Source organism: Deltaproteobacteria bacterium (assembly GCA_016210005.1).
GTDB lineage: Bacteria > Desulfobacterota > Binatia > HRBIN30 > JACQVA1 > JACQVA1.
The window spans coordinates 1-19,546 of record JACQVA010000239.1; the positions used below are offsets into that span (position 1 = coordinate 1).

Below are 19,546 nucleotides of genomic sequence, written 5' to 3' on the forward strand. Positions count from 1 at the left end.
CCTTTCGGCATGGGCCTCGGCCTGACAGTACACAGTACTGTCAGACTGGTGAGGATTTGCCCGGTCGGCTGCACGTTACCCACAGATTTGTCGCACACCGCTACACGATCTCGTCATAGAGGTCTCGCCAGTCCGGGTTCTGAGCTTCGATCAGCTCGATCCCTGCCTCGGCCTGCCCTTTTGCTTGACATTGACGGTACGGGCACGCACACGTAGTTCCTATGCGGCGTCCGCGTGTATCGCCTGCTGCCGCCGGCCTCAGCTTTCCGGCAACAACGCTGAGTACTGACGTTAGCGAGACTCTCGATGCGCTGGCGGAGCTGAGCACGACGCTGTTCGGCTGCGAGGCCGCCTGCTTCTTGGTCTGGGATCACGCCGGCGACGTGCTGCGCCCTGGATTGCAGCGCGGTTTGTCAGCTCGCGCGGCGGCCCGTTTTGCCAAGGCGCTGGTGCACCGGGGGACGTCGCCGGTTTGGGATCGGGTACTCGGCCGCGGCCAGCCGCTGGTAACACTGTCTGACATTGCAGCGCCAGCGCAGGCATGCTGGTGGCACGGCTGGCGGGCATACGCCAGCCCGTTGCGGCTTCATCAATCGCACCGCCTGCACGGCGTGTTGTGCCTGTTATACCGTGCGCCCATCACGGCTGGGCGCATTCCCAACCAAGCGATGTTGTCTCCCTGGTGTGCCACTGCGGCACTAGCCATCAACTACGCCCAGCTCGCCGAGCACGAGCGAGCAGTGGCCCAGGGGGCCATGGCGGTGAGCGCAAGCCTGGCGGAACTGGCGGCGCCGACGGAGTTGCGCACCGTGCTCGATCGCCTGTGCCAGCGGGCTCTGCCCACAATCGGCGCACGCGCCTGCGCGGTACTGCTGCGCGACAGCGCCAGCGGCTCACTGCGGCTGAGCGCGCTCGCCGGCGCCTCGGCGGACTTCATCGGCCTGGCTGCAACCAAGCAGTGGCCGGACACCTTAGGGGCGCGCCCCACGGCCCGCGGCTACTGGACCGTCGGTGCCGAACTTCTCGCCCGCCTGCTGCCCGTCGACCCCGTCACCGACGACCTCGGACCCGCGCTCTTCGTGCCGATCCTGCACGACAAGCTGCCCGTCGGCGTCATCGCCGTCGTCGCCCGGCGGGTCGCCCGTGGCTTCACCAAGGCGCAGGTTCAGCTGGTGCGTAATCTGGCCGAGCGGGCCGCGGTCGCAGTCGAGACCGCGCGGCTCTACCAGCGCGCCACCCTGCTCAGCGAACTGGCCACGGCGCCGCCGTATCCGTTCGACCGCCACCGTTATCTCACGGAGTTGGCGGACAGAACCCGCCGGGTACTGGGCGCCTGCCGTTGCAGCGTCTGGCTGTGGCACGCGCACGAGGATCGCCTGGCGTTGGCGGGGTGCGCCGCGCCGCCGCCGGTCCCTCGCAGGCAGCAGCGCCTGCACCCGCGCGACTTCGCCCCTTGGAGCCCAACGCTGGAGCCGGCGGCGGCCGGGGTGACGCATCTGGCGCTGGCTGCCAACTCGCCGCTGGCCAAGTGGGCCGGCGAGGGTTCGGCCTTGCTCGCACCAGTCCGTAGCGGCACCCGGTTACTCGGGGCCGTACTCGCCGGCGCTCCGCCCGGTGACGGCGCTTACAACGACAGCCACGCCCGCATTCTGGCGGGCATTGCCGACACCGCCGCCGTGCGCCTCGAACAGCAAGAGCTACTGCGGCAGGCCGCCCGCCAAGAGCGCGAGCTGGCCCGCCACCGCGAGCGCGAGCGCATCGCCCGCGACCTGCACGACACCGTGCTGCAAACACTGGCCGGTATCAACTTGCAGCTGACCGCCTTACAACAACTGGGCCGGCCGCCGGCGGAAGCCGAGCTGGCCGGCTTGCAGCAAGCGGTCCGCGAGCAGTTCGAGATGATTCAGGAGTTCCTCAAGCGGCTGCGCGCCGCCGAGCCGCTGCCGATCGACCTGCGGGGCGAGATCCAACGCCTGATCGCCGAGTACACCACCCAGGGCGGCCAGCCGCAGGCTCACGTGCTCTTCAGCGGCTGCGAGAAGCTGGCGGCGGCGGTGGCGCACGAACTGGTCTTCATCGTGCGCGAGGCCCTGGCCAACGTGCAAAAGCACGCCCATACCTCCCACCTCTGGGTCAGCCTGACGGCCCAAGGCGACTGCATCGACCTGCGCGTGCGCGACATCGGTCGCGGCTTTCCGCGCGCCGCCCTGGCCGGGCGCTTCGTGCGCCAGCAATTTCTGCCGTGGTCCATCCGTGAGCGCGTGGCGGTGCTCGGCGGCCGCTTGCGCCTCGAGTCACGCCCAGGACGGGGCAGCACGTTGTCAGTGCGCATTCCCTATCGCAGCGCGCCGCGAGCCGAGCCTCGCAGCCCTCGGGCACCGCTCATCCGCGCCGCCGGCAGGCCTACTCCGCGCACAGCGTCTGCAGCACGTCGTAAGTGACCTGTATTCCCAGGCGCAAGTTGGCCAACGACAGGCGCTCGTCCGGCCCGTGAATCCGCCGCAACAGCTCGCTGGAACCGACAATCGGGCTGTAGCCGTAACACGGCGTGCCCACCGCCCGAAACGCGGTGCAGTCACTGCTGCCGGTGAGCATGCCCGGCACCGTGATCCCGGCCGGCAGGCGCGCCCCGAGCGCGCGTTCGAGGGCAGCGAAGAACGGCGTCTCTGCCGGGCTGGCTGGCTGCAGCCGCGGCATGTACTGCACCGGCATGATCGTTACGCGCGGGTCATCGATCACCCGCTGCAACTGCGCCAGGAATTCCTTTGGCTCCTGATCGGGGAGCAAGCGAACGTCGAGATCGGCTTCGGCCCGGTTGGGGATGATGTTGTGCTTGAGCCCGCCGCGAATGCCGGTAAGAGCAATGGTGTTGCGCACCAGGCCGTTGGTGAGGCGGTCCTGGGTAACGCGCTTGGCGGCGACGCGCCCGAGCAAGGGCTGGTCGAGGTGGCTCATGAGGAAGCCGCCGCCCGGAAACATGGTGCTGCCCAGACGGCGGAACAGGGTGCGCATCGCCGGCACTAGATGGATAGGGGTTTCCCAGGCGGCGATGCGTGTCAGCGCGGCCGTGAGCACGTTGATCGCGCCGTCCGGCGACGGCGCCGAACCGTGTCCGCCCTCGCCCACGGCCACGATCGTAATCCACAGCGAGTTCTTCTCCGTCACCGCAATCGAGTTCACCGGCCGCTCCGCGACAATGCCCTCGACGCTGGCGCCGCCCTCGTTCCACACCGCCGCCGCCCGTACCTGTTCGGGGTAGCGCTCGACCATGAAGCGCACCCCGGCCACACCGTCCACCTCTTCGTCGGCGACCGCCAACAAGACCAGGTCGCGCCCACAGGCCCGACCTTGGCGCTGGTGCGCCAGCAGGCCCATGAGCTGCATCACCCCCGGCCCCTTGTCATCGAGCGTGCCGCGCCCGTGCACGAAGCCATCGCTGATTTCGCCGCTCAGGGGCTCAAATGACCAGTCGGCCTCCGCTGCGGGAACGACGTCCATGTGATGCAGCAGTATGATCGGTTGCGCCCGGCCCCGCCCCGGCAGCCGGGCCAGCAGGTTGCCGCGGTTCTCGGCGCTCTGATAAACGGTCGCGCCAATTCCGTTTCGGGCCAGCACCTGCTCGAGAAATCGCGCCGCCGCCAGCTCGTTGCCCGGTGGGTTGGTGGTGTCGATCCTGACGTACTGCGACAGCACCTGCGCGGCCTCGCCGGTAAGCGCTTCCCAATCGGGCTCCGCCCACGCCGGCGCGGCCACCAGCGCCGCCAAGACCAGCAACCGAACCACAGCTGTTCCTCCGCGCTGGTCTCTGCACCTCCGCGGTTGGCCCACCGCCCACTCGCTTCGATCGGTCATGCAGAGCTCACCACCGTCAGATCGCATACTCCAGGCGGAACTGCACGTTGTCGCGATCGCGCAGCAGGCTGACGCCACTGCCGCCCTTGAGCGTCCCGGCATTCAGAAAAGTGTAGTCGACCGAGAAACGAAACGGATCGTGGCTGAAGCCGATCCCGGTCTGGAACACGAGGCCGCCGCCCCAGTCGTAGAACAAGCCGCAGCCGGGATGGACGGTGCCACTGCGGTAACTAGTGCCGGCGAAGAACGTCTGCAGGTAGGAGTCCGCCGGCTGGCTGACGAAGATCGGCTCCACCGGCAGGCCGAAGGCCTTGGCGGCCACCAGCGCGTCCATCGTCACGGGCAGCACCTGGCGATTGGGATTGGGAAACGCAAAGCCGTTGCGGTCGAGCGCGAACAACTCGTCATCGCCGGTGCCGGCGATGTGCTTGTAGAAGAACTGGGTCGAGAAGAAGACCGTGTGCGTGGGGTTGAGCCAGCGCAAGTACTGCTGCACGTCGAGCCCGACCACGGCGTTGAACGAGTCGTTGGTGCTGGTGCCGCCGGTGGCGGCGGGCGCCGCCGTACGCATGCGGTCGGTGAAGATCAACGGATCCAGCTGCCCTTGCGTGTATCCGGGCTCGTCCTTGAGGTAGGCGAACTCAGAACGCACGACGGCATACCACTGCGGGATCGCAAAGCTGGCCGCAGCCCCGGTTACCTGCATCCGCTGCGGCGCCAACACGGTGTGCACCAGCATGCCGCAGCTGTGATCGCTGGGATCATTGGCGCACGGCAGCCCATCATCGAACGGCGTGAGTAGGCCCTTCGGGTTGGTGAACACCTGGACCGAAGGCAGGTCGGCGTAAGTGTAGTAGTGCGCCAGGCTCACGGTGGTCTCCAGCACGTTGAAAACGATACGGCCTCCGCCCCGGGCATCGTCAATACTGCGAGCGGGCTGGATGACGTCGGTTAGCATGAGCGCATCCAGAGTGCCGCCACCCGGCAACGCCCAGGGCGTTCCGGACACTGAACTGGAGGTGAAACCGACGCGATTGTCGATCGCGGCGTAGGCCTCGACAAACATCTCGGAAATGCGACCAAGCGAGCCGACATGGTACTGGGCGCGGATCATGTCCAGCGGCACCCGCCGTTCATCGAGCGAGACGGTGAACCCGCCGAAGCTGGAGTCGAGCGGGTTGATGACGTCGAGCAGGCGGAAGCCATCGGTTTCACCCCACGACAGGTTCTGCCGCCCCAGACGCACGAACAGGTTGCCCGTGCGCCCTTCGACGTAGGCTTGGAACAAGCGTTCACGATGGACGTTGTGGTCGCGCAGCTGCTTGCGTTTGGCTCCGAAATCGGCGCTGGCCAGCTTGGGAAGCAGCGGCGGAAGGCCGGGCTTCCTGAAGGCTGCGGCCGTGCTGTATTCCGCCGGCCCCCAGTCGTAGATGCCATCGGCCTCCGCGCGCAAGGTCAGGTCGTAGTTGAGGCCGGCGATGTCGAAGGGCAACTCGCGCAACAGCTGCAGCGGCCCAAAGCCGTCTTGCACCAAACGATCAAGGTCGTGCTTCAGCTCAACCTCGAGGAAGTAGCGGTTCTGGCGCAAGTGGCCGGCCGCAGAGTACGGGAAGGTTGCCCCGGGGTAGGCGGTGTAGTACCCGGCGGCGTCTGAACGAGGCGTGCCCTCGGCGGTAGCCTCGGTGCCGACGCGCGCGTTGACGTAGCTGCGCACGCCCAAGCGCATCTCGCCCGCTTTATCCAGCGGCACCGCCGCGGCGCGCACGCTCACAGCCGCCAGCACCAGCCCCACGAGGCAGCTGCCCCGCCGAATCCTCCATCCCCAGTCTGACATCCGATCCCCCCTTACCTGCTGCGGCAGCTGACTCGAGCCGAGCGCAAATAGCCCCATGCCTCCGAGTTAGATCACGACGGCTGTGCGAACGGCGTGACCTTCATCATGGCGGCGCAGTGACAACGGTCACGGCGGCCGGCGCACGTTCTGTGAATCTGGCGCCCACTAGCATGGGCATGCTTATCAATATCGACAACGGCGGCACCCTGACCGACATCTGCGTCATCGCCGGCGAGCGCATCTACTACACCAAGACGCTGACCACGCCCTATGATCTGAGCCAGTGCTTCATTGACGGACTGAAAAAGGCTGCCACCGTAGTCTACGGCGAGGAGCGCGTCCGTGACTTGCTGCGCCACACCGACTGCATCCGTTACTCGACCACCCAGGGAACCAACGCGCTGGTGGAGAGAAGAGGGCCGTGCTTGGGCCTGATCCTGGCCCAGCATATGTCTGCGTCAGCCCTGCGCGACTCGGCCGTCGGCGGCGAAATGCTAGCCGCGCTCGTCGGCGAACGGATCGCCCAAATCGACTCGCAGCTGGCGGACGATGCCTATGATGCCGCGCTGGTGCAGGTAGTGAACATCCTGAGCGAGGCCGGCGCCAGCCGCCTGGTGGTGAGCCTCAGCCGAGCGCGGGACGAGGTGCGCTTCAAACGCGTCTGGCTGCGGCGATTTCCGCGCCACCTGCTCGGCGCCGTGCCGGTGTTGTTTTCGCACGAGATCGCCGATGATCCCGACGATGCCCGCCGCACCTGGACCGCGTTGTTCAACGCCTTCCTCCACCCCGCGATGGAGCACTTCCTCTACCACGCCGAGCACATTCTACGCGACCACAAGTACTTGCACCCACTGCTGATCTTCCGCAACGACGGCGACTCGGCGCGCGTGGCCAAGACCATCGCCATCAAGACTTACAGCTGCGGCCCGCGCGCGGGCCTAGAAGGGGCAAGGGCGCTGGCGGCGAACTATGGCCTGGCACGGCTGATCTCTCTGGACGTCGGCGGCACCACCACCGACATCGGCGTGGTCGAAGCCAACGTCATCCGCAGCCGGCGCCGCGGCGAGGTCGAAGGCATCCCGGTATCCTTTGCCCTCAGCGACATCGCCAGTATCGGTGCCGGCGGCAGCTCTATCATCACCGTTCGTGACGGCGAGATCGGTGTCGGGCCGCAGAGCGCCGGTGCGGCGCCGGGGCCGGCGTGCTTTGGACTGGGTGGCAGCGAAGCAACCATCACCGACGTGTTCTTGTTACTGGGTGTGTTCGACCCCGCCTCGTTCTTCGGCGGCGAGATCACCTTGGATCGCCAACGCGCTGAGGGCGCCGTCAGCAAGCTCGCCGAGGCATTGGGGCTCTGCCTCGAAAGCGCATTGCTGGCAATCGAACGCGCCTGGGTGACCAAGATCGCCGCCGCCATCAGCGCCCACGTGCAGATCGGCTCGGGCGCGGCGGCGGTGGCCTTCGGTGGCGCCGGGCCGTTGGCCGCGTGCGCGGTGGCGGAGCAAGTCGGCATCCGGCGCGTCATCATTCCGGGCTTGGCCGCTGTCTTCAGTGCCTTCGGCATCGGCTTTAGTGACATCGCCCAGCACTACGAAGCGCGCCTGAGCGAACCCACGGAAGCGGGCTTGCAAGCCACCCTGGCCGAGTTGCTGCAACGCGCCCAGCGCGACATGTTCGCCGAAGGGATCGAACTGGCGCAGTGTACCCGGGAGCTGCGCTTACTCCGCCTGCGTAACGGTGTCGAGACGGTGGTGGCGCTGGACGGCAAGCCGGCGCTGCCGCCCGGTATGCAGCCGGGCGATCAACTCTCGCTATCACTGCGGGCGGTAAAGGCGCTCGCTCATGCCACGCTGGCGCCGCCAGGCGCGCCCCCCTCCGGCAGCGCCGTTGCCGGTGGTACTCGTCGCGTGCGTTTGGATGACGGCTGGCGCGACTTGCCCGTGTTCAACGTGGCGGCACAACCGGCCGGCGCAACCGGCGCCGGCCCCGCCATCATCGAAGAGCCGTTCTTCACCTGCCGCGTTCCCGCCGCGTGGCGCTTCGACTTCAAAGCCGGCGGCGACATCGTGCTGGAAAGCGAACCTCGAGAAGAGAGCTGACCATGAAAGTCGCCATCACCGAATACCTCCGCATCGACCTCGACACCGAGCAGTGGCAGTGCCGGCGCTGCGAGCACGTCATCGGCCCGGCCCGCCGCAATTACAAGGAGGGTCTGCTGGTCTACGACCGTGATCCGCGCGAGATCCACAAGCCGCTGCTCGATCCGGCAAAGTATCGCTTTACGTTCTCGCCCCATCCTGACTGGTGCCGCATCCTCGAGTACTACTGCCCGGGCTGCGGTGTCATGGTGGAAACCGAGTACACCGTGCCCGGACATCCACCGCTCCACGACCTCGATCTCGACCTCGATGCCCTCAAGGCCCAGTGGCAGGATCGCCAACCCAAGCCCTAGCAGCCGCGCGCCACACGGATTGGAGAGGGGAGGAACTTAGCACGCCATGGACACACCCGGGTGGGCGCACTCCGAACGCTGCGCCCAGAGCGCATCTGGCTTGCGCCCTAGTCCGTCTAATCCGTTTAATCCGTTGTAACCCCCTATCCCAAATGCGGCGTCTCTCAGTCGACATCGGCGGCACGTTTACCGACTGCTTCGTGGTTTGGGATCGGCGCTCGGTCGAGACCAAGGCCCTGACGACGCATCACAACCTCGCGCTGGGATTCAAGCAGGCGCTAGCGGCGGCCTGTGACGAGCTGGGCCTGGAGCACCAGGAGCTGTTGTCGGGGGTCGACTCGGTGCGCTACGCCACCACCCTGGGCACCAATGCTTTGATCGAACGCAAGGGGCCGCGCCTGGGCCTGCTGGTCACCGCCGGCTTCAAGAGCGTGGTGCCGCTGTCGCGCGGGCGCGGCTACGGCGAAGGGCTCGACCCGCTGGCGCAAATGGATATCCCGCGCGCCCAACGGCCGCTGCCATTGGTCCCGATTGAAATGATTCGCACCGTGCGCGAGCGCATCGACGCCGGCGGGCAGGTCCTGTTGCCGCTCGACCGGGACGATTTGCGCCGCCAATTGCGCGACCTCGTCGACCGCGGCGCCGAAGCTCTGGTGGTGATGCTCACCAATAGTGTGGTTGATCCGGCGCATGAACTGCTGGTGCAGGATGTCTTCCTGGAGGAGTACCCCGGCCACATGCTGGGGGCGATCCCGATTCTGCTGTCGCACCAAGTCGCCGGCCGCAAGGGCGAATACGTGCGCGCCATGTCGGCCATCCTCGACGCCTTCTTGCACCAGACCATGTACCACGGGCTGGGCTCGCTGGCGTTGCACCTGCGCCAAAGCGGCTACCGCAAACCCATGCTGGTGGTGCACAACTCCGGCGGGATGGCTCAGCTCAACTCCACCGCCGCGCTGCAAACCATCCACTCCGGCCCGGTCTCCGGCATCGCCGCCGCCGAACACCTGGCGGCACAGGCCGAGCTCGGACACGTTGTCGCCACCGACATGGGCGGCACCAGCTTCGACATCGGCCTGGTGGTGGCCGGCGGCATCAAGCACTACGACTTCCAGCCGGTGATCGAACGTTGGTTGGTGAGCGTACCGATGGTCCACCTCGCCACCCTCGGCGCCGGCGGTGGCTCGATCGCCAGTTACGAGCCCATGCACGGCACCGTGCGCATCGGCCCGCACAGCGCCGGCTCCGACCCCGGCCCCGCCTGCTACGACCGCGGCGGGCTACAACCGACGGTAACCGACGCCGACTTGCTGCTCGGCTACCTCGACCCCGCCAACTACGCCAACGCCCAGATCGTGCTCAACCCCAAGCGCAGCATGCTGGTAATGGAAGCGCTCTGCGACGAGCTGGAGAGCGATCTGATCGAGACCTGCAAGCTGATCAAACGCACGGTCGACAACGACATGGCCAACGGCATCGCCACCGAGCTGCGCGCGCGCGGCTACGAGCCGGCGGAGTTCACCCTGTTGACCTATGGCGGCAACGGCCCGCTGCACGCCTGCGGCATCGCCGAGGCGCTGCGCATCGATCGCATTCTGGCACCACCGTTCAGCGCCGTCTTCTCCGCCTGCGGCGCCGGCAACCTCAACCAGATGCACATCCACGAGCAGTCCGTCTACCTCGTGCTCTTCGACGCCAACGCCAAACGCCTGTTCTCTGACTTCCATCGCTTCAACCAAACCGTCGCAGAGCTCGAAGGCCGCGGTCGCGACGATCTGCTCCGCCAGGGCGCCTGCGCAGCTGATATCCGCCACCGGCTCGAACTCGACATGCGCTACGGCAACCAGCGCGTGCAGACGGCGGTGGTGAGCGACCGCGCTCGGCTGGGCAGCGTCCACGACGTGCTCAGCCTGATCGACCGCTTTCACCGCAGCTACGGCGGCCGTTTCGGCGACGGCAGCCAGGCGCCCGAGGCCGGCGTGCGCATCAACACCATGCGGGTCTGCTCGTACCTCGAGCTGGAGACCGTGCAGTTCACGGACATTCGCCCTAGCGGCACGCCCGTTCGCGCAATCGAAGCTGTCAGCAGCCGCGCTTGCCACTTCACCGGCCACCAGCGGCCGTTGCCGACCCGCAGCTACGACGAGCGCGCGCTCGCAGCCGGCGTCGTCATCCCAGGCCCGGCAGTTGTGACCACCCGCCATACAACCTACCTAGTCGAGCCCGGCTGGCAGTACCAAGCCTGCGGCCAGGGCGCGGTCTGGCTGACGCGCGCACCGCGCCAGTAGCCATCTTCGGTCGGCGCGCGCCGCTGAGCGGGCGTTGACTTCCGCCACCGCCGCGCCTTTGATCAGCGGCATGGAACGACTACGGATCATTTTCTTCGGCACGCCCGAATTCGCCGTGCCCTCGCTGCGCGCACTGCTGAATGGCGGCGAGGAGATCGTCGCCGTCATCTGCCAGCCCGATAAGCCGGCGGGCCGCGGCCAGAAACTGGTGGCCCCGCCGCTCAAGCAATTGGCCGCCGCCCGTGGCGTGCCGGTGCTGCAACCGGAGAAGTTGCGCGCGCCGCAGACGCTGGAGGCGCTGCGTGCGCTCGCCGCCGACCTGATTGTAGTGGCCGCCTACGGCAAGATCCTTCCGCCCGCCGTTCTCAGCCTGCCCCGCTTCGGCTGCATCAATGTGCACGCCTCGCTGCTGCCCAAGTATCGCGGCGCCGCCCCGATCCAGTGGGCCCTCCTCAGGGGCGAAACGGTTACCGGCATCACCATCATGCAAATGGACGAGGGCATGGATACCGGCGACATTCTGCTCCAGCGCGAAACCCCGATCGCCCCGAACGAAACCTACGGCGAATTGCAAACCCGCCTCGCCGAACTCGGCGCCGAGGCTCTGCTGGCGGCAATCGTCCAACTAAAGGCAGGCACGTTACGGCGCCAGCCGCAGGACAATGTGGCCGCAACCATGGCGCCCATGGTCAAGAAGGACGACGGCCGCCTCGACTGGACGCGCACCGCGCCCGAGCTGGCGCGCGCCGTGCGGGCTTACAACCCGTGGCCGTCAGCCTACACCACGTTGGCGGGCGAGCTGCTCAAGATCCACCGCGCCCACGCCGTCGCCGCCATCGCCGGTCCGCCCGGTACGCTCGCCGGCGGTGGCGCGTTGGTGGTCGCTTGCGGCAGCGGGGCGTTGCGCCTCGATGAGTTGCAGCTCGCCGGACGTAAGCGGCTGGCCGCCGCCGACTTCGTGCGCGGCCTGCATCTGGCACCGGGGACGCGCTTAGGCGCCGCCTGAAGCCCACGGCACCGGCGGGGCGCTCATTGGAAAGGCAGGGTCTGCAAACTCGTTAACGGAGGGTTTCGGAGTCATCGCGTTGCCGCGGCAACAGGTTCCCCGGCGGAAGTCAGATTGGGGCCGTGCCTGCCGCGCGCTTGTCGCGCCCGGAGTGGCAGGCACAGCCTGCCCTACTACTTCAGGAACAACTGACTTTGTCCGTGGCCCTAATTGGCCCTAATTGGGAATGCCGTTGACCTTGCCCGGGTCCGCCGAGTAAAGTCGCGCGCAATGACTGCGCGCGTGTTGATCGCTCCGTCGCTGTTGTCGGCTGACTTCGCTCGCCTGGGCGAGGAGGTGCGAGCGGTTGACGCCGCCGGCGCCGACTGGCTTCACCTCGATGTGATGGACGGGCACTTCGTGCCTAACCTCACCATCGGACCGATGGTGGTGGAGGCCGTCCGCAAGCACACACAGCGGCCACTCGACGTCCACCTGATGATCGAACAGCCTGAGCGTTACATCGGCGCCTTCGCCAAGGCCGGCGCCCGGTACATCTCGGTGCATTACGAGACCTGCCCGCACTTGCACGCGGTGCTCCAGCAGATCCGCGCGGCCGGGGCGGAGCCCGGCGTGGTCATCAATCCGGCCACGCCGCTGGCAGCGATCGAGCCGGTCCTGCCGGACGTCGCCTTCATCCTCATCATGACGGTCAACCCCGGCTTCGCCGGCCAAGCCTTTATCGAGTCGGCGATGGGCAAGATCAGCGCCGCCCGCGATATCAAACGCAGCCAGCGGCTGTCATTCCTGATCGAGGTCGATGGCGGGGTCAAAGTCGACAACGCCGTGCGCATCATTGCCGCGGGGGCGGAGGTGTTGGTCTCGGGCTCCGGTGTTTTTGGCACGCGCGACTATCGCGCCACCATTGCCGCGCTGCGCGGCAGTGCGCCGGCACGCAAGCGCTCCTAGCCCCGCTAAGGTCGGACTCGCCTGCGTCGCGCCCAAGTGCTGGTGGGCTCCTTGCAAATTTGGCCTACTGTGGTAGCAACGGCGTCGCCACGGCGTGAGATCGCCCAATCAACCACGGGGTGTAGCTCAGACTGGTAGAGCGCACGGTTCGGGACCGTGAGGTCGCTGGTTCAAGTCCAGTCACCCCGACCATCTCCCATTTTCCTATGGGTCGCATAGTCGTCTTCGGGCTCCTCGCACTTGCGTTGCACGCCATCGCGGCGGCGGCGGCGGACACCTCCGTCGCCGTGGTTAGCGGCGCCGAGTTGTTGTACGTGCGCCGCGGCCCCGGCACCAACTTCCCCGCCTTTGCCACCATCGAACGGGGCGAGCGCGTCGAGGTCGAACGCCTCGAGGGGGTATGGGCGCAGGTGCGCCTCGCTTCCGGGCAGAATGGATATGTCCATAGCACCTTCCTGGCGTTCCCGGGCGAGAAGGGTGCAACCGTCATGGTGCTGGCCACACCGACAGCGCCGGCAGCCACGTTGACACGCACCCAAGTGACCCGCACCAGCAGCCCGGCGCCGACTCCGAGCCCAACCGTGACCCCAACCGTGGTGTACGAGCCGACAGCGACGCCGACTCCGCCGGCGGCGGCTTTGTCGCCTGACGCCGCCGGCGACTCAGACGAGGTCAAGGCGTTGCGCCGCGAGGTTGAGCGCTTGACCACCACGGTTGATACCCTACACAAGCGTCTCGGCGACTGGCAGGCGCAGCCGAACACCAGCGCGGCGACCGGTGAGCACCCGTGGCGCACACCTACCATCACCGTGCTTGTGCTGATCGCACTGCTCGTGGGCTGGGTGGCCGGCGGCGCCTACGGCCGTCACAGCGAGCGCCAGCGCCGCAATCGCATCCGCTTCTGAGCAAGTGAACCACAGCCGAGTGCGGCGCTCACATCGACTTGGTAGCCGTCGGCGAGATCGGTCCGCCCCAGCCGTCTTGAACCCGCCCGCGGAGCCTGGTTGTTTTGCTCGCTCGGTTCGGTAGGTCCATAGTCCAGATAGTCCAGATATGACTCCACCCTCCTCAGTGATGGCAGTGATGGAGAGGGAAGCCCAATACCCAAACCGGAAGCACGCGGAGTTGACGAACTGGGCGCGACTGGCGGAGTTGCGCAAGGCTGCCGGCTTCACCCAGGAGGAGCTGGCCGCCGAGATCGGTGTGTCACGTCCGCACACTCCTCCCCCGCCGGCCGCTTGTCATTTTCGCCGTTTCGCCGTTTCGTGCTGTCGTGATCTTCTGCGCCTCCGACCAGTCCGCGCAATCACGGCACTAACGACGGCACAAGAGCACGAAGATCGGCTCGACTGGCCCGCCGGAAAGCCGGTTCTCGCGCAGAGTTACCATGGCAGACGCCAAGCCGGAGTTGGATGTAAGCACCGTCTCGGCTCCCCTTCGCGACATCGCGTCTTGGCGTTCAGGCGCCCGTCCGCGTTTCGAATGATCGTGATCACCGGCTGATTCAAGACGAGTGAGGCACCCTCGACACCTCCGGCGAGCAGCGGACGGAGCCGCACCGTGAGATCTGCCTGCTCGAGTGTCAGAAAGGGGGGGGCGTGGCGAAGTCAGGGGCGTCCGCGAGAGCGAGTCCGTGGAGCCGGATGGACGGGTCCGGCAATACCGTGACCGAGAGCGCGGTGAACGTAACCGGGCGGCCCACTGCTTGTGAGGCAGCGCGCGCGATCGCCGCCCGGACGCGCGGCGTGCCCACGACGAAGGGAATCACCAGCACCGCGGCAACCGCCAGGAGCGCGAGCACCGCAACAGTGGCACCAACCCACTTCCAGAAACGTTTCATTATCCGGCACCGCAACGAACGCCACGGGCGTCGCCCTAATGCGACGCGGCGGTGACCTCAGCGCCCGGATACTAGAAGACTGCGCCCGCGATCAAGCGATTGAATGAGTCCCGCAGGCTCCCCAACGCACGCGCTTCGTCAATGTCGTCGGGCGTGAGGGCATTCATGGAGAACTCTTGTACACGCTATCCGACGTGTCAATCTCGTCGGCGACTACCAGCAGCGATGGGGACACTCGGAACATGCGTTCGCCGTTCATTCACAGTACGGAGACAACTGTCGCGCCAAGGCACCGAGCCGCGAAGAAGACGTGAGGTAACGAGCCCCGCGAAGAGCCGCCAGCCGTCGCCCGAAAGATCGTGTCGGTTCGAGCAGCTGGTCACTCTTGCCTCTTGCCGGACCGACAGCAAGTTGACTTCTGGTCAATTCGCTATAGGCTGCCGAAATGAAGCGCCGCGGCGTGACTCGCCTCATCAAGAAGGCAGCTGCCGATCAGCGCTTGATCTTCACAGGCCATGCGCTCGACGAGATGGATGCGGAGGGTGAGACACGCGCGAGTGTGGCTTCGGCGCTGGCGAATGCCGGTTCGTTCATGCTTCAGAAGAACGGGCGCTGGCGGGTACATGGCGAGGGGCTCACGGTAATCGTTCAGATTGACGAGGCTGGCGTGATTGTTTGGACTGTGTTCGCGGGGTGAGACAGATGCTGAAACAGTGCCCAAATTGCGGCGCGGCTCGTACCGAGCCGCAGAGGATTAGACGGGAGCGCCATGTGGCGGGCCACGTGTTTACGGCCGACCTGCCGGCCCGTGTCTGCGCGGGTTGCGCGACCACCTATTTCGACGACCTCGTGGTCAGCCAGTTCGATGCCCTGGTGGCGGCAAGACTTGCGGAAGCCGGGGTGACCGAACCGGAGGCGTTGAAGTTCATGCGCAAGGGGACGGGGCTGCAAGCAAAGGAATTCGCCGAGCTGCTGGCTGTCCGGCCCGAAACGGTTTCCCGCTGGGAACAGGGGAAACGCCCGATCGACCGCGCCACCTACGCTGTCATGCGGCAGCTCGTGTACGAGTGGGCGCGCGGCGTCACGGCGACCAGAGACTACCTGCGTTCGCTCTGCAGGCCGAAACGACTCCCGAAGACAATCAAGATCGCGCTGCCGCGCGCGGCGTAGCTCGGGGAGGCTCGCCACGCCCTAACGAAGAGCGCGTCGACGCGGACGCGCATGTCTGAACGGAGAACACTTCGCCGCCCATCGCGGCAACAGGCGAGCGCGACGGCGTGTTGCACGATCGGAACGTTGCCGGCCGTCCGCTGGCAGCGCCCTCGCCTTGGTGAGCTGCTTGATGCTGCAGACCCTGAGGACATCATCGGCCGACACACCGCGAAGAACGTTCACAGAACGCTGACCACGAGCGCATAGTCGGAGCAGTTCCATCGCGGATCGGTGGGGTTCTGGGTACGGTGTTTCCCGAACTGGTCGAGGGTCGTCGTGTGGAAGCACTCGTTTCCCAGCTCGCCAAAGGTAGAGGAAATACCCGGTAGCGCCTCATCATAGAGACTCTTGAGATCATCCAGGCTTGGCAGACGCCAGCCGCGCAGATCGTGGTAGGTGAGTTCCTTAACGAGCGTCTCCGCCTGCATCGACGTATGGGAATCGGGTGAGACTGGGCGCGTTGTCCAAATCAAAAACCGCTCTGTGTCGAACACCAGATCTCCGGAGATGGGGAGGAAGCGCCCCTCCAGGAGCGGATAATGGCAGCGTTTTGGCTCCCCGGACAGTACGGCCTGAACCGCGTATGAGTCGGCGTCTCTGTGGAAGTACGTCGAATTGTCACGAGGGCAGTATTTCCAGTGCACGCGCTCGTTCTGGTCATTGGCGACTGTATTCGTGTGATAGCAGATTCCCGAGTCCATCGAGAGGAGAACTGGGGTGCGAGGCACGCTCTGCATCTCGTTCACGGAAGGTAGATGCCAATCGCAAACGCCCCGATAGTTCAGCCGCGACACCAGCCGTTCCGCGCCCACCCAGCTACGCTTGCCGAGCGAACTCGTGAGCCAGATTGTCTTGTTGTTCGTGTCTCGCGTGAGCCGATTACCCAGGCTCACGAATCGAGCCTTCATGAGATCATATCGGCTCCCGCAGCCCTCATCCGCAAGCATGGCCGAACGTACGAGGAGCATCTGTGGAGACACAGCGGCCACATCCAATTCGGCGGCAAAGAAACCATTCAAGTAGTCTTGCTTGAGGCGCCGTGCATCCGCCCGCGGTACCGGTATGTCCGCACTGACGTAGAGAACGTCCGGCGGAAGATCGCGCCCGTAGTCGTCCGCGCGCAGCTCCAGCGACAGGCCGCCCTTCGGCACTTTCAATACCAGCGGCCTGCCGTCGCGTTCCACGACGAGCTCCGTTGATTCTGTTACGACGGTCGCCCAAAGACGCTCGAAATCCGTGTCCGGTCGCACGGGAATGCTGTTGTAGCTCACCAGCATATCGCCCGCGCGGAGTCCCGCCGCGTGCGTGCTCCTGCTATCTTCAGCGACAAACAGGAATCGGCTCCACGGATATGCCTGCCGGCCGAAATTCTTCGAGGTGATCGTGACTGGAAAAGTCTGCGCATCCGCATCATAGGAGCCAATCGTGATCGTAAGGGCGTCGTGGCCGGAGATCCGGAACGACTTCTTCGAAATCTCATCCATTTGCTGGAGCAGGGGCCGGATCTGTTCATCATAAGCGTTCTGGAGGGCTTCCCCTGCGCCTTTGAACTCCGTGCGGATCGATCCATTGCGCCCGGCGCCCGCCGCGGCTTGGCGGGCGCTGAACTCGGCGTCGGTCTCGAATTCATCCTTCTGTGCCACGTGCGAAAGAGCCCGGCTTCGCGCCGCGGCGATGGAGAGAATGCGCTTGGAAAGCTCCTGGCGCATCGCGCTCCGGATCCGCTGTATCTCGGCATCCAATGCCTGCAACTCGCGAAGCGCGTCCGCCAGCGAGTCGACCATCGAGGCCTTGTACTGCTTGCGTTTCTCCTCGACTTGCTTCTGGATGGCTGCGAGGCGTGCGGCCTCCTCCTCCTGACTGCGGCGCATCTCTTCCTGCTGCTGCTGGCGCTGCTTCTGCTCCTTCGCGCGCGCTTGCTGCTCAGCCTCGATGCGTTGCGCTTCGAGCTGCTTGGCCTTGAGCGCCGCCTCGGTCGCGCGACGCGCACGCTCCGCTTCGCGGCGGGCTCCTTCGTCTCGTTGTGCCGCCGCCCGTGCCTCCGCCGCCTGCAGCCGCGCGAGTTCTTTCTCGAGTTCTGCGGTCTGCCCTTTGATGCCGCCAATACGCCGCGCCACCGATGGCATGAAGATGAAATCGCCGAGACCGAAGAAGGCCCCGTCTTTCGGTGTCTGTGTGTGGTTGCGGGCGCGGGCGTCGGAGAACACCCGTTCCTTGATACGGGTGCCAAGTTCGGAGGCGGTGATGAAATCATCCGCCGACTCCAGAATCTCCAGCAAGCGGCCCGTGAACACGGAATGGCCGCCAGGTCCGCCATCGAGAACCGTCTGATTGGCATCGCCCGCTGTGAGCACCTGCCTCACCGGTTCGCGCGCGATCTGCTCGAGATAGGCGAAGTCACGGCTGGTCTTCTTCGCCTCCCCGGCACGCGTCTCAACCAGTATGCCGCTGTAGCACGCGTCCATCACGAAGAAGACGTGTTTTGCCCGGATGCGCTTGGAGACGTCGTCGCGCAGAGTGCCCATGGTGATGACGGTGCGCATGTCCTCGAAGCTGCCGTCGTGCGGCACCAGGAAGCCCATGTTGCCGAAGTCGGTTTTCTCCTGACCACCGTGACCGGCATAGAATACGAAGACGCCGTCGTCCTTCGGAACCTGCGACAGGCGATTGAGTAACAGGTCCGTTATGTTAGACCGCGTGGCGTCCTCGTTGTACAAGGTGTAGATCTGGTCGAAGGCGAATCTGGCCCGCAGTAGCCGCTCGACCGCCTTTGCATCGGACACCGCGTATCCGAGCTGGCGGTCGGGGGGAAGCTGCGGATAACGATCGATACCGATGATCACCGCGTGCATGCGGTTGTAGAGCGGAATTTCCGCCCACTGGTTATCCGCGCCCTTTGTGGCCAACAGCTTCAGGCCCCGCGTTTCCTCCGCGCGGACAGCACTGCGGCACACCAACAAAACGACACACAGCGCAACAAGCGCCAGCCATGCACCGACCGGGGTTTTCATGAGAACCTCGCCTGCGTCCGGGAAATGCTCACGACCGAGGTTCGCTACCATGCACTCGACGAACCAGTCAACGCGCGGAACGCCCGCTTCTCAACGCGTGAGCAAGTTCACAAGGACGGGGCTTCTCAGCGCTTGCCCACTCGGCCCGATCGTTGTAATGCCTTCGTCGTGCGCCAAGGTTTCGGTGGTTTGGCACCGTGCGGTGCTGCTTCGCTGATGGTCGCGCTGACTGCTGTTTGTGTGTCGCACAGCAGGGCCATTCCGGCGCGCAGCACGCAGGCTGCCCCGGATGAGGAGAAGCGCTCTTCAATCCACGAGGTGGACGGCTTTGCGCAGCTTTCAGAAAACGAGACGCTGGCGCAGACGCGCGCCAACGCCTTTGCCAGCGCGAAGCGACAGGCACTGGAAGCGGCGCGCACCTTCGTGCGGTCCAAGACCGCGGTCAAAGATTTCCAGGTCGAGTACGACGTGGTGCAGGCGGCGTCAGAGGGTGAGGTTGCCGTGCTCGAGCAGAAAGACTTCGGGGTCGAAAACAACTCCCGGTATCATGTTTGGGTCCGCGCAGAAGTGACCTACACGCTGAGGTCCAGACGGCCAGCCGTCGTTGCGTCGACCGCAGGACCGGAAGAGACAGACGTGCTCCTCGACTCGGATAGCCCACTGACGGTGCGGGTATGGACTGAGAAGAAATCGTACCAAACCGCAGAGTTGGTGAAGGTGTTCATCGTTGGCAACAAGGATTTCAACGCCCGCTTGGTTGACATTCAGCCGGACGGCACCATCCTGCAGCTCTTGCCGAACGACCACCGCAGGGACAGCCGTTTCAAAGCCGGCAGGGTTTACGAGATCCCCGGCGAGGGCGACGGATTCAAGCTCGAAGTGAATCCGCCGTACGGCGAGGACCGCATCGAGGTGTTCGCCAGCGACGCCACGATAGGCGTCGTGGGGACGGAGCCGGTCGTCGGAAGTGGCGGACTGCGGCGGGTCAGTAGCACTGCCGAGGAGATGAGTAAGTCCATTCGGGGGCTGCGGATCGCTCCGACAACCGCGGGCTCGGCCGCCGGTGAATTCTACGAGGCGAGCTGGAGCTATCGGACAGCCGC

15 protein-coding genes and 1 tRNA gene are annotated in these 19,546 nt (G+C 65.7%); 12 read left to right on the plus strand and 4 right to left on the minus strand.

The genetic code is table 11. From position 1 onward, the window contains the following. The first annotated feature begins 221 nt into the window (after nucleotides 1-221). Complete coding sequence (locus HY699_22630) at nucleotides 222-2,441, plus strand: GAF domain-containing protein (protein ID MBI4518605.1); 2,220 nt, start codon at nucleotides 222-224, stop codon at nucleotides 2,439-2,441. On the opposite strand, the gene HY699_22635 is transcribed toward HY699_22630, so the two are convergent. Together HY699_22635 and HY699_22640 are read right to left on the minus strand one after the other, a co-directional pair. Next, the gene (locus tag HY699_22635; protein ID MBI4518606.1) at nucleotides 2,404-3,783 is read right to left on the minus strand and encodes a M20/M25/M40 family metallo-hydrolase; all 1,380 of its coding nucleotides are present in this window, start codon (nucleotides 3,781-3,783) and stop codon (nucleotides 2,404-2,406) included. The genes HY699_22630 and HY699_22635 overlap by 38 nt on opposite strands. A gap of 85 nt (nucleotides 3,784-3,868) precedes the next feature. Continuing rightward, nucleotides 3,869-5,686, minus strand: coding sequence for a hypothetical protein (locus tag HY699_22640; protein MBI4518607.1), 1,818 nt, complete (start codon nucleotides 5,684-5,686; stop codon nucleotides 3,869-3,871). Between the two features lie 170 nt (nucleotides 5,687-5,856). On the opposite strand from HY699_22640, the gene HY699_22645 reads away from it, so the two are divergent. The 8 genes from HY699_22645 to HY699_22680 all read left to right on the plus strand — a co-directional run bounded on the left by HY699_22645 (nucleotide 5,857) and on the right by HY699_22680 (nucleotide 13,883). Continuing rightward, nucleotides 5,857-7,785 (plus strand): hydantoinase/oxoprolinase family protein, encoded by a 1,929-nt coding sequence (locus HY699_22645; protein ID MBI4518608.1) that lies wholly within the window; start codon nucleotides 5,857-5,859, stop codon nucleotides 7,783-7,785. Between the two features lie 2 nt (nucleotides 7,786-7,787). Beyond that, on the plus strand, nucleotides 7,788-8,138 hold the full coding sequence (locus tag HY699_22650; protein ID MBI4518609.1) for an acetone carboxylase subunit gamma: 351 nt from the start codon (nucleotides 7,788-7,790) through the stop codon (nucleotides 8,136-8,138). 152 nt (nucleotides 8,139-8,290) lie between these two features. Beyond that, nucleotides 8,291-10,426 carry a hydantoinase/oxoprolinase family protein gene (locus tag HY699_22655; GenBank protein ID MBI4518610.1) on the plus strand — a complete coding sequence of 712 codons (2,136 nt, stop codon included), beginning with the start codon at nucleotides 8,291-8,293 and terminating at the stop codon, nucleotides 10,424-10,426. A 70-nt stretch (nucleotides 10,427-10,496) separates the two neighbouring features. Next, nucleotides 10,497-11,432, plus strand: coding sequence for a methionyl-tRNA formyltransferase (locus HY699_22660; protein ID MBI4518611.1), 936 nt, complete (start codon nucleotides 10,497-10,499; stop codon nucleotides 11,430-11,432). A gap of 270 nt (nucleotides 11,433-11,702) precedes the next feature. Continuing rightward, nucleotides 11,703-12,380 carry a ribulose-phosphate 3-epimerase gene (locus HY699_22665; GenBank protein ID MBI4518612.1) on the plus strand — a complete coding sequence of 226 codons (678 nt, stop codon included), beginning with the start codon at nucleotides 11,703-11,705 and terminating at the stop codon, nucleotides 12,378-12,380. Nucleotides 12,381-12,495: 115 nt separating this feature from the next. Continuing rightward, nucleotides 12,496-12,572, plus strand: a tRNA-Pro gene (locus tag HY699_22670). A gap of 14 nt (nucleotides 12,573-12,586) precedes the next feature. Beyond that, complete coding sequence (locus HY699_22675) at nucleotides 12,587-13,285, plus strand: SH3 domain-containing protein (GenBank protein ID MBI4518613.1); 699 nt, start codon at nucleotides 12,587-12,589, stop codon at nucleotides 13,283-13,285. A 220-nt stretch (nucleotides 13,286-13,505) separates the two neighbouring features. Next, nucleotides 13,506-13,883: a helix-turn-helix transcriptional regulator gene (locus HY699_22680; GenBank protein MBI4518614.1), complete on the plus strand. Its 378-nt coding sequence runs from the start codon at nucleotides 13,506-13,508 to the stop codon at nucleotides 13,881-13,883. 79 nt (nucleotides 13,884-13,962) lie between these two features. Here the strand turns inward: HY699_22680 and HY699_22685 are convergent, their stop codons facing one another. Next, entirely contained in the window at nucleotides 13,963-14,220 is a 258-nt protein-coding gene (locus tag HY699_22685) for an AsmA family protein (protein ID MBI4518615.1), read from the minus strand. Nucleotides 14,221-14,665: 445 nt separating this feature from the next. Between HY699_22685 and HY699_22690 the strand changes: the two genes are divergently transcribed. Both HY699_22690 and HY699_22695 read left to right on the plus strand, forming a co-directional pair. Continuing rightward, the gene (locus tag HY699_22690) at nucleotides 14,666-14,917 is read left to right on the plus strand and encodes a hypothetical protein (GenBank protein ID MBI4518616.1); all 252 of its coding nucleotides are present in this window, start codon (nucleotides 14,666-14,668) and stop codon (nucleotides 14,915-14,917) included. Nucleotides 14,918-14,922: 5 nt separating this feature from the next. Next, complete coding sequence (locus tag HY699_22695; GenBank protein MBI4518617.1) at nucleotides 14,923-15,390, plus strand: helix-turn-helix domain-containing protein; 468 nt, start codon at nucleotides 14,923-14,925, stop codon at nucleotides 15,388-15,390. Between the two features lie 221 nt (nucleotides 15,391-15,611). Here HY699_22695 and HY699_22700 read toward each other — a convergent pair whose 3' ends face one another. After that, nucleotides 15,612-18,443 (minus strand): caspase family protein, encoded by a 2,832-nt coding sequence (locus HY699_22700; protein ID MBI4518618.1) that lies wholly within the window; start codon nucleotides 18,441-18,443, stop codon nucleotides 15,612-15,614. Nucleotides 18,444-18,467: 24 nt separating this feature from the next. Here HY699_22700 and HY699_22705 point away from each other — a divergent pair. Next, nucleotides 18,468-19,546: DUF4384 domain-containing protein (locus HY699_22705; GenBank protein MBI4518619.1), on the plus strand; the 1,079-nt coding region annotated here is incomplete at its 3' end.

Bases quoted from the DNA above. Each gene is read 5' to 3' on its own strand.
- HY699_22630 (MBI4518605.1), top strand. From the start codon at position 222: ATGCGGCGTCCGCGTGTATCGCCTGCTGCCGCCGGCCTCAGCTTTCCG.
- HY699_22700 (MBI4518618.1), bottom strand. From the start codon at position 18,443: ATGAAAACCCCGGTCGGTGCATGGCTGGCGCTTGTTGCGCTGTGTGTC.
- HY699_22655 (MBI4518610.1), top strand. From the start codon at position 8,291: ATGCGGCGTCTCTCAGTCGACATCGGCGGCACGTTTACCGACTGCTTC.
- HY699_22650 (MBI4518609.1), top strand. From the start codon at position 7,788: ATGAAAGTCGCCATCACCGAATACCTCCGCATCGACCTCGACACCGAG.
- HY699_22675 (MBI4518613.1), top strand. From the start codon at position 12,587: ATGGGTCGCATAGTCGTCTTCGGGCTCCTCGCACTTGCGTTGCACGCC.
- HY699_22690 (MBI4518616.1), top strand. From the start codon at position 14,666: ATGAAGCGCCGCGGCGTGACTCGCCTCATCAAGAAGGCAGCTGCCGAT.
- HY699_22640 (MBI4518607.1), bottom strand. From the start codon at position 5,686: ATGTCAGACTGGGGATGGAGGATTCGGCGGGGCAGCTGCCTCGTGGGG.
- HY699_22665 (MBI4518612.1), top strand. From the start codon at position 11,703: ATGACTGCGCGCGTGTTGATCGCTCCGTCGCTGTTGTCGGCTGACTTC.
- HY699_22645 (MBI4518608.1), top strand. From the start codon at position 5,857: ATGGGCATGCTTATCAATATCGACAACGGCGGCACCCTGACCGACATC.
- HY699_22685 (MBI4518615.1), bottom strand. From the start codon at position 14,220: ATGAAACGTTTCTGGAAGTGGGTTGGTGCCACTGTTGCGGTGCTCGCG.
- HY699_22695 (MBI4518617.1), top strand. From the start codon at position 14,923: ATGCTGAAACAGTGCCCAAATTGCGGCGCGGCTCGTACCGAGCCGCAG.
- HY699_22660 (MBI4518611.1), top strand. From the start codon at position 10,497: ATGGAACGACTACGGATCATTTTCTTCGGCACGCCCGAATTCGCCGTG.